Source organism: Mesorhizobium sp. M8A.F.Ca.ET.021.01.1.1 (assembly GCF_003998025.1).
Taxonomy (GTDB): domain Bacteria; phylum Pseudomonadota; class Alphaproteobacteria; order Rhizobiales; family Rhizobiaceae; genus Mesorhizobium.
This window is the reverse complement of sequence record NZ_RZSJ01000137.1, coordinates 1-11,905: the sequence shown is the minus strand read 5'-3', so window position 1 is coordinate 11,905 and position 11,905 is coordinate 1. Positions and strand designations below refer to the sequence as shown.

The 11,905-nt window shown below is 62.0% G+C and carries 14 protein-coding genes and 1 pseudogene; 8 read left to right on the top strand and 7 right to left on the bottom strand.

Features of this window, described 5'->3' with window-relative positions; all coding sequences use genetic code 11:
* Window positions 1-181 precede the first annotated feature (181 nt).
* From EOA36_RS13475 to EOA36_RS13455, 5 genes are all read right to left on the bottom strand, one after another.
* Entirely contained in the window at window positions 182-1,360 is a 1,179-nt protein-coding gene (locus tag EOA36_RS13475; protein WP_127278063.1) for an NAD(P)/FAD-dependent oxidoreductase, read from the bottom strand.
* 102 nt (window positions 1,361-1,462) lie between these two features.
* On the bottom strand, window positions 1,463-2,194 hold the full coding sequence (locus EOA36_RS13470) for a dienelactone hydrolase family protein (protein WP_127278062.1): 732 nt from the start codon (window positions 2,192-2,194) through the stop codon (window positions 1,463-1,465).
* A gap of 104 nt (window positions 2,195-2,298) precedes the next feature.
* Complete coding sequence (locus EOA36_RS13465) at window positions 2,299-2,979, bottom strand: 4Fe-4S dicluster domain-containing protein (protein ID WP_127278061.1); 681 nt, start codon at window positions 2,977-2,979, stop codon at window positions 2,299-2,301.
* Window positions 2,976-3,425, bottom strand: coding sequence for a hypothetical protein (locus EOA36_RS13460; RefSeq protein ID WP_127278060.1), 450 nt, complete (start codon window positions 3,423-3,425; stop codon window positions 2,976-2,978). The genes EOA36_RS13465 and EOA36_RS13460 overlap by 4 nt, the downstream gene beginning before the upstream one ends.
* A 142-nt stretch (window positions 3,426-3,567) precedes the next feature.
* Window positions 3,568-5,142, bottom strand: a complete 1,575-nt coding sequence (locus tag EOA36_RS13455; RefSeq protein WP_127278059.1) for a trimethylamine methyltransferase family protein — start codon at window positions 5,140-5,142, stop codon at window positions 3,568-3,570.
* A gap of 289 nt (window positions 5,143-5,431) precedes the next feature.
* On the opposite strand from EOA36_RS13455, the gene EOA36_RS13450 reads away from it, so the two are divergent.
* Window positions 5,432-6,130, top strand: a complete 699-nt coding sequence (locus EOA36_RS13450; protein WP_032930649.1) for a B12-binding domain-containing protein — start codon at window positions 5,432-5,434, stop codon at window positions 6,128-6,130.
* A gap of 82 nt (window positions 6,131-6,212) precedes the next feature.
* On the opposite strand, the gene EOA36_RS13445 is transcribed toward EOA36_RS13450, so the two are convergent.
* Window positions 6,213-6,350, bottom strand: a complete 138-nt coding sequence (locus EOA36_RS13445; RefSeq protein ID WP_019858698.1) for an entericidin A/B family lipoprotein — start codon at window positions 6,348-6,350, stop codon at window positions 6,213-6,215.
* A 54-nt stretch (window positions 6,351-6,404) separates the two neighbouring features.
* Here EOA36_RS13445 and EOA36_RS13440 point away from each other — a divergent pair, with 54 nt between their 5' ends.
* Window positions 6,405-7,034 (top strand): DUF1638 domain-containing protein, encoded by a 630-nt coding sequence (locus EOA36_RS13440; RefSeq protein WP_127278058.1) that lies wholly within the window; start codon window positions 6,405-6,407, stop codon window positions 7,032-7,034.
* 5 nt (window positions 7,035-7,039) lie between these two features.
* On the opposite strand, the gene EOA36_RS13435 is transcribed toward EOA36_RS13440, so the two are convergent.
* Complete coding sequence (locus tag EOA36_RS13435) at window positions 7,040-7,960, bottom strand: NAD(P)-dependent oxidoreductase (protein WP_127278057.1); 921 nt, start codon at window positions 7,958-7,960, stop codon at window positions 7,040-7,042.
* A gap of 120 nt (window positions 7,961-8,080) precedes the next feature.
* Between EOA36_RS13435 and EOA36_RS13430 the strand changes: the two genes are divergently transcribed.
* The 6 genes and pseudogenes from EOA36_RS13430 to EOA36_RS13405 all read left to right on the top strand — a co-directional run.
* Window positions 8,081-8,656: a DUF4893 domain-containing protein gene (locus tag EOA36_RS13430; RefSeq protein WP_127278056.1), complete on the top strand. Its 576-nt coding sequence runs from the start codon at window positions 8,081-8,083 to the stop codon at window positions 8,654-8,656.
* 101 nt (window positions 8,657-8,757) lie between these two features.
* Window positions 8,758-9,540 carry a formyl transferase gene (locus EOA36_RS13425; protein WP_127278055.1) on the top strand — a complete coding sequence of 261 codons (783 nt, stop codon included), beginning with the start codon at window positions 8,758-8,760 and terminating at the stop codon, window positions 9,538-9,540.
* A 202-nt stretch (window positions 9,541-9,742) separates the two neighbouring features.
* Window positions 9,743-10,045, top strand: coding sequence for a virulence factor (locus EOA36_RS13420; protein WP_127278054.1), 303 nt, complete (start codon window positions 9,743-9,745; stop codon window positions 10,043-10,045).
* Window positions 10,038-10,634, top strand: a complete 597-nt coding sequence (locus EOA36_RS13415) for a methylenetetrahydrofolate reductase C-terminal domain-containing protein (protein WP_127278053.1) — start codon at window positions 10,038-10,040, stop codon at window positions 10,632-10,634. The genes EOA36_RS13420 and EOA36_RS13415 overlap by 8 nt, the downstream gene beginning before the upstream one ends.
* Entirely contained in the window at window positions 10,631-11,722 is a 1,092-nt protein-coding gene (locus EOA36_RS13410; protein WP_127278052.1) for a methylenetetrahydrofolate reductase, read from the top strand. Before EOA36_RS13415 ends, EOA36_RS13410 begins: the two co-directional genes overlap by 4 nt.
* Before the next feature lie 80 nt (window positions 11,723-11,802).
* Window positions 11,803-11,905, top strand: a pseudogene (locus EOA36_RS13405) (methyltetrahydrofolate cobalamin methyltransferase); the annotation flags it as partial.

Sequence of the window (11,905 nt, the reverse complement as noted above, 5' to 3'; positions counted from 1 at the left end):
TCGCCCGCCCGATCAGTTCGGCGTCGGAGGCTTCGCTCTCATCCAGCATCATCGCCATCATTTGCCTGTTGGACGAAGGCTAATGGCTAATCCTTGGGGTGATGGAAAGATTTTTTTCGAACAGGGCCTTTTGCAGCTAGGGGCGTGTTGATATTCAGGTCAGGCCGGCCTCACCTGAATATCAACACGCCTGGCCCGCCGCCCAGCCCGACGACCATGCCCACTGGAAATTATAGCCGCCGAGCCAGCCCGTGACGTCGACGACCTCGCCGATGAAGAACAGGCCGGGTATCGATTTCGCCCGCATCGTCTTCTGGTCGAGCCCGTTGGTGTCCACCCCGCCGAGCGTCACTTCCGCCGTACGGTAGCCCTCCGACCCGGCTGGCTTGATGCGCCAGTCGTTGACCGCGGCCTCGATGGTTTTGATCTGGGCCTCGGAAAGATCGGCAAGATTGCCGTCGAGTCCGGTTCGCTCGGCTATCGCCTGGGCAAGCCGTTTCGGCAAGTGATTTGCCAGCACCGTCTGCACCGCTTGCCGGCCATTGCCGCGCTTGGCGACGCGGACGAGCTCAGCCACATCCGTGCCCGGCAGCATGGCGATGCGGATTTCATCACCCTCGCGCCAGTAGGAGGAGATTTGCAGGATGGATGGCCCGCTTACGCCGCGATGCGTGAACAGCATCGCCTCGGAAAACCGCGCCCTGCCGCAGGCAATCTCGGCGTCGACGGCGTTCCCGGCCAGGGGCGAAAGCCGATCGAGCGTTTTTGCATCGAAGGTCAGCGGCACCAGGGCAGGCCGTGTTTCTACGACGGCAAGGCCAAACCGATCGGCAAGCTCGTAGCCGAAGCCCGTCGCGCCCATCTTGGGGATCGACTTGCCGCCACAGGCCACGACCAGGGACCGGCAAGAGACCGAGCCGGCGGAGAGCCTGAGTTCAAACCCTTCCTCGGTCTTGTCGATAGTTTCAACTGAAGTCGACAATACCAGCTCGGCGCCCCTGCCCTGCATTTCCGAGACCAGCATGTCGATGATCTGGCGCGCCGAGCCGTCACAAAAAAGCTGCCCCAGTGTCTTCTCGTGATATGCAATGCCGTGACGTTCGACGAGCGCAATGAAGTCGCGCTGCGTATAGCGGCTGAGCGCCGAGATGCAGAAATGCGGATTCCTCGAGATGAAATTCTTCGGGCTCGCATGGATGTTGGTGAAATTGCACCGACCGCCGCCGGAGATGCGGATCTTTTCGCCAGGTGCCGCCGCATGATCGAGGATGAGCACCGAACGGCCGCGCTTGGCGGCCTCCACGGCGCACATCAATCCGGCGGCGCCGGCGCCAATGATCACGACATCATAGGATTGCATCAGGCTGATCGTTCCCGCATGACCCGCGCCGCTTTAGCGGGCGAGCCGGTCATCCCGCCTGATACCTCCAATGTGGCGCGCGGCCAACAGGGTGGCGAAGGCTCAGACCAGCGTTTCGGCGAACAAATCCGTCAATCGCTTCCAATGCCGCTCGGCACCGGTTGCATTGAAGACACTATGGTCGGGCACACACCAGCCATGCGCCATGCCGACATAATTCTCGATCGTGTGGTCGACTTCAGCATTCCGCAGCGCCTCTTCCAGCCTCGTCGACTGTTCCGGCGGAAAGCTCCGGTCGACGCCCGCCATACCGACATAGATGCGCGCCTTGATGGAAGCCGCCTTGCGGTGCGGACTGTCGGCGGCATCGCTGGCGAGGTTGCCGCCATGGAAACTGGCGGCGGCCCGGATCCTGTCGGGATAGGTCGCGGCGGCGTTGAGCGCCCGCGCGCCGCCCATGCAATAGCCGACGACACCAACAGGTCCGGCGATCCTCTCGGCGGCCAGAGCATCGAGGAAGGCGCTGCCGTCGCGGATGGTCATGCCCTGCGTCGTGCCGCCGCTCAGCATCAACAGCAGGGCCTTGGTCTTTGCCTCGGCAAAGGCGGTTTTGGGATCGAACGGGCCATACGGCGCATAGCGGTAGAAGAGATCGGGCACCAGCACGGCATAGCCATGCCCCGCGAGGCGCTCGGCCATCTGGTCGAGCACCGGACGCGGACCGAAAATATCCATGTAGATGATGATGCCGGCCCTGGCGGGCGCGGCTGGACGAAACAGCCGTGCCTTCGCCGTGCCGTCCAGGGTCTTGATCTCGATGTCCTGCTTCGTCATTGCGCGCTCCGCCGGTTGCCAGGCGATAGATATCCGCGCCGCCCGCCAGGGCAAGCCGCAACCTGCCGATCTCGGTCAAGTTTCCGTGCGGTTCGGAGGAATGCCTATACTCCGGCGAACGCCGCCATGTGGAAAGCCTGGACATGGGCCGGATAGCGATGCTCAGCGCCGTAGGGACAGGCGTTGCGGTCGAGGCAGCCGCCGGCACGGCAAGGCGCACCATCCGTGCCGCGCACATGCGCCAGGCACGCCTGGTGCGCGAAGCCGTCCACCGAATAGGCGCCGACTGGACAGGACTTTAGGCAGGGTTTTTCGATGCATGCGTCGCAAAGGTGAATCGCTGCGTCAGCTTCGGGGGTCGCGATCTCCCGATCGAACAGCAATGCGCCGCGATAGGCGTGCCAGAGCCCATATTTCGGATGCATCAGGATCCCCAGCGGCGACGGTTTCAGCCCCTCGGCCCGCATCGCCCATCGCTGGAACGGCAGATACGGGCGGTCCGAAGGCGACACAGCGCGCGCGCCGAAATCGTCGGCAACGGCGCCGATGACCGCGCGCGACCATGTGTCGAGCGGATTGATGGCGGACGGTGGCTGCTTCTCACGCCACCGCAGGAAGTGCGGCCACGGCGCCGCGCCCGCCTGCCCGACCAGCAGCACCGACCTGGCTGGGACGCCTGATGAGCCTAGGGGAACGTCTTCGCCATCGACGAAATTGAAGCCGCCGCGGACAATTAGTCCATATCGGACCAGGGCCCCGCTGAGATGATCATAGCTACGGATCATCGGGCTTCAGCTTCGCTTTTAGCTCGCGAACTGCGTCGCTCTCGTTTTGGATCGTGCGGGTGAGAACAGCCGTAGACCTTGCGAATCCAAGCTTGTCCTCGGTCGTCAACGATCATCACAGCGCACGTGTATCCGGTTTCGTCCGCCGAGCACTGCCTGGTTTTCGGGAGATCGAACTCAATTTCAATTTGGCTAGAACAAACCCGAAGACCCTTTGCGGCAGTTTGAGTTTCGATCATTGACCGGTATTTGGCGGCTATCGAAGCGAATTCCGACAACGTACCTGATAACTGGCCTGATAAGTCAATCAGGATTTTGGCCGTAGAGTGCTCTCGTGCGTGCGCGTGAAGTTTGCCGATGGCCCAATAACCATCGGCGTCGTTGTTGCGGCTGATGAATGACGCGGCGACATCAGCCGCGATCCCCCTCAATGCCTTTCGACCCATCTCGATCTCCGACCGCCCGCCCGGAGAATAGCGGCGGCGTCGGCAAGAATCATCCCTTCCGGTCCGGATCGGAGAACGCGCTCCGCCAGACTTCCTTGTGGATGATGTTGGCGACTTTAGCCCCGCCTGACTCGGGCTCCTTTCAGGTGAAGGCGTCGGGCATCGACCCTTTCTTCTTGGCGATGAAGTCCTTCAGGGCTTCGTCGATGCCTTCATCAAGGTGCGGCGCCTCGTAAGCCTCCAGCCAGCGGCGGGCGAGATCGTTGGCACGCTGCGGGGCGGTCTTCTGGCCTTCGGCCAGCCACTGCTCATAGGAGTTGTTGTCGGCGATCGACGAGCGGTAGAAGGCGGTCTGGAAATTGGCCTGGGTATGGTCGCAGCCGAGATAGTGGCTGCCCGGGCCGACCTGGCGAATGGCATCCATCGCCTGGCCGTTTTCCGACAGGTCGACGCCTTCGCAGAATTTCTGCTGCATGCCGAGCTGGTCGATATCCATCATGAATTTTTCGTAGCAGGACGCCAGCCCGCCCTCGAGCCAGCCGGCCGAATGCAGCACGAAATTGGTGCCGGCGAGAATCGTCGAGTTCAGCGTGTTGGCGCTCTCATAGGCTGCCTGTGCATCCGGAACCTTGGACGCGCAGAGCGAGCCGCCGGTACGGAACGGCAGTCCGAGGCGGCGGGCGAGTTGCGCTGCTCCATAGGAGACCAGCGACGGTTCCGGCGTGCCGAAAGTCGGCGCGCCCGACTGCATCGATATCGACGAGGCGAAGGTGCCGAACAGCACCGGGGCGCCCGGACGGATCAGCTGCGTGAACGATGCGCCGGCCAGCACTTCGGCCAGCACCTGCGTCAGCGTACCGGCGACCGTCACCGGGCTCATCGCGCCGGCGAGGATGAACGGCGTGACGATGCAGGCCTGGTTATGCCGCGAATAGACTTTCAGGGCGCCAAGCATGGTCTCGTCGAACACCATCGGCGAGTTTGCGTTGATCAGGCTGGTCAGCACCGTGTTGTTCTCGACGAAATCGTCGCCGAACACCAGCTTGGCCATCGCCACCGTGTCCTCGGCGCGCTCCGGCGCGGTCACCGAACCCATGAACGGCTTGTCGGAATATTTGATGTGCGCGTAGACCATGTCGAGATGGCGCTTGTTGACCGGCACGTCGACCGGCTCGCACACCGTGCCGCCCGAATGGTGGATCGACGGCGCCATATAGGCGAGCTTGACGAAATTCTGGAAATCCTCGATCGTCGCATAGCGCCTGACGCCGTCCAGATCACGCACGAAGGGTGGGCCATAGACCGGCGCGAACACGGTCGCATTGCCGCCGATCTGCACCGAGCGCTCCGAATTGCGGGCATGCTGGGTGTAGATGGACGGCGCGGTCTTCAAGAGCGAACGGCAGAGCCCTTTGGGAAAATGCACGCGCTCGCCCTTGACGTCGGCGCCGGCCTCTTTCCACAATTGCAGCGCTTCCGCGTCATCGCGAAAAATGATGCCGATCTCCTCCAGCACCGTGTCGGTGTTCTTCTCGATCAGCGCCAGACCTTCCTCGTTCAGCACCTCGTAGACGTTGATCTTGCGCTTGATGTAGGTGAGCTGGGTGCCGGGACCGCCGCCGGAACGCGCGGCCCGGCGGGCCGCCGCTCCACCGCTGGCGCCGCGCCCACGCCGCGCGTTGGACGCTTCCTGGTCGACTGCCGCGTGTTCGCTCATGATCGCTCTTCCCTGAATATGGCCTGCCTGACTATGGCCGGTCCGTAACCGTTGCGGCCGCATGGCGCGGCTTTCGCCGGATCGTAGCCATGCACCCTATTCGAAACGGCCCGTCCGCGCCAACGCCTGTCGCAAAATCGACAAGAAATCCGATAGATTTTCCAGTCGCTTTCCTTTTGCGGGAAGTCGCAAATCAGCTATGGATACCCGCCCGTTGCGGGTTAGGTATGAACGCCATTATTTTGTGCCTTGCGACACAGTCGCGATGCCGTGAGGAGCTGGGATTAAAATGTCCGACGACGAGATCATCCTTTCTGAACTTTCCGACGACGAGTTGGTGCAGCAGATGCACGACGATCTCTATGACGGTCTGAAGGAAGAGATCGAGGAAGGCACGCGCATCCTGCTCGAGCGCGGCTGGGCTCCTTACAAGGTGCTGACCGAGGCGCTGGTCGAAGGCATGCGTATCGTCGGCGAGGATTTTCGCGACGGCATCCTGTTCGTTCCCGAAGTGCTGCTGTCGGCCAATGCCATGAAGGCCGGCATGTTCATCCTGCGTCCGCTGCTCGCCGCCACCGGCGCGCCCAAGCAGGGCAAGATGGTGATCGGCACCGTCAAGGGCGACATCCACGACATCGGCAAGAACCTCGTCGGCATGATGATGGAAGGCGCCGGCTTCGACGTCATCGACCTCGGCATCAACAATGCGGTCGAGAAGTATCTCGATGCGATCGAGCAGCATCAGCCCGACATCATCGGCATGTCGGCGCTGCTCACCACCACCATGCCCTATATGAAGGTCGTCATCGACACGATGAAGGAAAAGGGCATCCGCGACGACTATGTCGTGCTGGTTGGCGGCGCGCCGCTCAACGAGGAATTCGGCAAGGCCGTCGGCGCCGACGCCTATTGCCGCGACGCGGCGGTGGCGGTCGAGACCGCCAAGGATTTCATGAAGCGCAAGCACAACGTGCGCGCTTCGGCCTGATCCAAGGCATCGGGACGACGAAAAGGAAGCCGCGCCTTGCAGCGCGGCTTTTTTGTTCCCAGATGAGGGACGTGGCTGCCGATCAATTGGCGACGGTGTCTTTGACCGCCCTCGCCGTCGATTTGACATCCTTGCCGACACCCCGAATGGTGTTGGCGCAGGCCGTGAGTGCAAGCGCGCAGGCAAGGATGGCGATCGGCGCAATGCGTAGCAGTTTCATGGACGGTGTCTCCCTCGACAGATAGATTAGCCCCGCAGCGAAAGCCGGTTCTACTTGGTCAAGACGAAAAAAACCAAACCGAATCAGACAGACAGGCTGCTCGTCATCGCCTGCGGAATGATTGCGCGTGAGGTATTGGCCGTCAAGGAACAGCTCGGGCTGAGCCACCTGGAATTGACCTGTTTGCCGGCGGAATTTCATTTCTATCCGGACCGCATCGCGCCGGCCATGGACAAGGCCATCGAAAAGGCCAAGGCGGAGGGTTACGAACACATCTTCGTCGGTTATGCCGATTGCGGTACGGGCGGTCTGCTTGACCGCGTGCTGGAAAAGCATGGCGTCGAGCGCATGGCCGGCCCGCATTGCTTCGCCTTCTACCAAGGCATGGACGCCTATGCGAAGGTCGCCGACGACGACATGATGTCTTTCTACATGACCGACTTCCTGTGCCGTCAGTTCGATGCCTTCTTCATGAAGCCGCTCGGCCTGGACAAGCACCCGGAGCTGATCAAGGACTATTTCGGCAACTACGAGAGACTGATCTATCTGGCGCAGACCGATGATCCTGAACTCGATAACGTCGCGGAAAAAGCCGCTGCTCTGCTCGGCCTCGCCTACGAGCGCCGCTCGACCGGTTATGGCGATCTGAAGCCGGAGTTGGCGCGGGCCGCAACAAACGCCTGAAGGCGTCAGGCTGCTTCTTCCGCCGCCAGCGCCGTCAGCACATCGGCAAAGCTCGTCCTGCAGACAAAACCCAGCCTGTCCCTAGCCCGCGACGCGTCATAGACCCGGTCGATCGAGGAAAACATCGTCCAGCCCTTGCGCGCATAAAGGGCGGGAAATTCGGGATAATAACGCGCCACGACCGATGGAGCGTCGGCGATCAAGTCCGCGCAATCATCGGGCTGGAACGGCGTTGGCGCACAGGCGATGAAGATGTCGAAGCCGAGCTCCGGCGCCTTCTCCAATGCCGCGACATGCGCCCGCGCCGCATCGTCCACCGTCAGCCGCCGAAACAGCAGTTCGTTTGCCTTGGTGTTGGCGTCCGACTGTTCGATCGCATGCGCCATGTCGTCGGCTTCGGGAAAGAAGCGCGCCGTGCGCAGCACGACCACCGGCAGGCCATGCTGAAGATGGTAGAGGCGGCAAAGATGTTCGGCCGAGAGCTTGGTCACTCCATAGATGTTGCGCGGCTCGGGCGACATCGCTTCCGTCAGCCACGCCGCCCTGCGCGCACCGCCCTTGAAGCCGTCGCGTATCGCCTGCGAGATCATCAGCGAAGTCGTTGACGTAAAGACGAAGCGTTGCACATTGGCCGCCACCGCCGCATCGAGCAGGTTTAGCGTGCCTTGCACGTTGGTCGCGATGAAATCGCTGTTGGCATGGCTTTCTATGTTGGGCTTGTGCAGCGCGCCGCTGTGAATGATGGCCTCGATCCGGTTTTCCCCAACGGCACGCATCACGAGGTCACGGTCGGCAATCGAACCGACGATCCGCGTTTCGGCCGACGGAACGGGATCGAGGCCGGTGACGTCATGTCCAAGCCCGCGCAGGCGTGGCGCCAACGCGCTTCCCAGCCAACCCGATGATCCCGTAAGCAAGATTCGCATTCGTCACACCATGAATTTCGATCGTGACGCTGTTAAGCATGGATGACAGGCGCCAGCGACCCGGTAAGTTATGCACCAGACGGCAGCGGCGCCGTTCCAGACAAAACAGGGAATCCTTCGATGAACCTCCGCCCCTTGCTTGCCGTTGTCGGCCTGCTCTGCTGCTCCTTGCCCGCCCTTGCCGACGGTCAAGTGCAGAAACTGATCACCGCCTCCGACAAGGCGCGGCTCGACAAATATGGCGACACCCGCAAGGCAGCACTCGCCGAGGCAAAGGCGGGCAAACCCGCCGAGGTCAAGCAACTCGACGCGCTGCTGGCCAAGCCGCTGGTCGCCTTCTCCGACAAGGATCTCACCGGCAACTGGCGGTGCCGCACGATCAAGGTCGGCGGACTGAGCCCACTCGTCATCTATGGCTGGTTCAAATGCAGGGTGACCGATGATGGCTCCGGCTGGCGGCTGGAAAAGATCAGCGGTTCGCAGCGCACCCAGGGCCGCTTCTTCGACGATGGCGACAAGCGCTCGATCTATCTTGGCTCCGGCTCCGTCAACGACGACCGGGCAAAGCCCTATGGCAGCGGTCCGCAGACCGATCAGGTCGGTTACGCCTTCCGCAACAGCGCCAAGGAATGGCGCATCGAATTCCCCGCGCCATATTACGAATCGAAGCTCGACATCATGGAGTTCAAACGCTGACCGGCCTTCATGTCCTGGTAAGGCTTCCGGCATACCAAGGATTAACCCGCCTGCCCTAAGGTCCGGCCACGTCAGCCGGTCCTTGGAGCATGGCAAGATCAATGGCAGCGTCGGAATCCAATCCGCGACCGATTGTAGTCGTCACCGGCGGCGGCGCGCATGTCTGGGCCATGATCAACGATCTCGCCGACCGCGTCGGTCCTGTCACCGTCGTCCTCGAAATCCCTGAATCTAAAAAACAATTGCTGCGCGGCCGCGCCCGACGCCAGGGCTGGATCTCCGCCATGGGCCAGCTCGGCACCATGGTGCTGAGCAGGCTTGGCAAACGGCTCAACGTCAAACACGCCGCCCGGTTGATTTCCGAGGAGAAGCTTGAAACGGAGCCTCGGCAAGGCCAGGTCATCGTCCATGTGGAATCCGCCAACGGGCCGGAATGCCTGCAGGCGATCGAGACGATCAAGCCCGGCGTCGTGCTGTTGAACGGGTGCAGGCTGATTTCCAGGGAGATGCTGGCCAAAATGCCTTGCCCGGTACTCAACTATCATGCCGGCATCACGCCGAAATACCGCGGCATGAATGGCGGCTATTGGGCATTGACGTCAGGCGATCCGCAGAATTTCGGCACGACCGTCCATCTGGTCGATGCGGGCGTCGACACCGGCGGCGTGTTGAAGCAGGTGCGCGGCAAGCCCAAACAAGGCGACACCATCTCTAGCTATGCGCTGCGCCAGGCGGCGTTTTCGCGCGACATCTGCGTCGAGGCGGTCAGCGATGCGCTGGCCGGAAAACTCGCAACGTTCGATCCAGGGCTGCCATCGAAACAGTGGTACCACCCAACGATCTGGTTCTACGTCTGGACAGGGCTGAGAACCGGCATCTGGTGACGCATCCAGCCTCGGCAAGAGCGCAAACTCGGCCGCCATATTGCTGCATTGACCCCGCCGCGACATGGGTCGCAAACGAATAAACCCACCTTTCATTTTACGACATCCAAATGCGTCGCTTTTGAATGCGCGCGCGTCGTCCCATAACAAGCAGCCTTACGGCGCTTGCGGCAATGCTCGGAATATCGAGGAGCGAGAATTCATGGCCGATCTTATCGTCGTCTACTGGCGCGACATCCCTGCCCAGGTCATCGTCAGGAAAGGCCGGCAGAACGCCAAGCGCGAATTGCCATTGCGCTTCACCGAGGCGATCGACATGTGCGCCATGCGCACCGGCGCCGGTGGCACCGACGACTATCTCGCCGAATGGCGCAAGGCCGAACCGGTTGCGGTCGGTGACGATCTCGAAGCCGAGGTCGAAAAGGCTTTCCACGAGCTCGACGCGAAATACGACCGCGAGCGGCTGGTCGCTCTGGTCAAGGCGGGCGGGAAAGAAAATGTCTGACGAGAACCCGACGGTTACCCAAGCCACGTTGGTCAAGAAGGCTGCGGCGAAATCCGACTACAAGCCGGCCGACGTCTCGCCGCAGCGCCGCGTGCAGCGCTCGTTCGCGGTGAGATTATGGTCCATTCGGCACTCGCGCCTGCTCGAATGGTTTTATGCCCGCTTCGCCGACATGTTCCTGCTGCTGCATCCCTTGTGGAAGGGCATCGGCTATGGCCGCGTCGAGGCCCCGGTGAAATTCATCGAGAAGCGCGTAAAAGGCTTTATGTTCGACTGCCGCATGTGCGGCCAGTGCATCCTGTCCTCCACCGGTATGTCGTGTCCGATGAACTGCCCCAAGCAGTTGCGCAACGGCCCTTGCGGCGGCGTGCGCGCCAACGGCAATTGCGAGGTCGAGCCCGATATGCCCTGCGTCTGGGTCAAGGCCTGGGAAGGTTCGCAGAACATGGTCAACTCCGACAGGATCCTCACCGTGCAGAAGCCGGTCGACCAGTCGCTGCGCGAAACCTCGGCCTGGCTGCGCGTCACCGCGCAGGCGGCGGCAACCCGCGAAGCCGCCGCCGCGCCAAAGACCGGAGCCGCCGCATGACCGGCCGTCAGCGTGACGAGAACCCGGCCGGCATTCACCTGCCGCTCGATCCCCTGCCCGGCCACACCTCGCGCGGCCGGCTGGAGCGCGTGCTGCGGCGCGGCGAATTCGCCGTGACCACCGAGCTCAACCCACCCGACAGCGCCGATCCCGAGGATGTCTACAACAGGGCGAAGATCTTCGACGGCTGGGTCGACGCCATCAACGCAGTCGATGCGTCCGGCGCCAACTGCCACATGTCGTCGGTTGGTATTTGCGCGCTGCTGACCCGCATGGGCTACGCACCGATCATGCAGATCGCCTGCCGCGACAAGAACCGCATCGCCATCCAGGGCGACGTGCTGGGCGGCGCTGCCATGGGCGTCGCCAACATGCTGTGCCTGACCGGCGACGGCGTCCAGGCCGGCGACCAGCCGGGAGCCAAGCCGGTGTTCGATCTCGATTCCATGTCGCTGCTGGAGACCTGCCGCATCATGCGTGACAACGGCAAGTTTCTGTCCGGCCGCAAGCTGACGACGCCGCCGCAGCTGTTCCTGGGCGCTGCCGTCAACCCGTTCGCGCCGCCCTTCGACTTTCGCCCGATCCATCTCGGCAAGAAGATCGCCGCCGGTGCGCAGTTCGTGCAGACGCAGTATTGCTTCGATGTGCCGATGTTCAAGACCTTCATGCAGAAGGCGCGCGATCTCGGCCACACCGAGAAAGTGTTCATCCTGTGCGGCGTCGGCCCCTTGGCCTCGGCCAAGACGGCAAAATGGATCCGCTCCAACGTGCCGGGCATCCATATTCCGGATGCCGTCATCAAGCGGCTGGAAGGCGCCCAGGACCAGAAGAAGGAAGGCAAGCAGCTCTGCACCGACATCATCAACGAGGTGAAGGAAATTCCCGGTGTCTCGGGCATCCATGTGATGGCCTATCGCCAGGAGGAATATGTCGCCGAGATCGTCGATGAATCGGGCGTGCTGAAGGGCCGCCAGCCATGGAAGCGTGAAATCCGCCGCGACGACCAGATGGTCGCCGACCGGCTGGACCGCATCCTGCACGAAGATATTACCGAAACCCAGGTGGACATGGTGAAGACCGCGCATTGACCCGCGCGGAACGCACCATTCGCTTGATCGACAAGAGATAACGATATAAAGAACTCTTTATATCACGACGGAGAGATTTCATGACCCGGACCATCGTTGCCTCGGCGACACGAGAAATCATCATTGGCTTCGACCAGCCCTTCTGCGTGATTGGCGAACGCATCAACCCGACCGGCCGCAAGA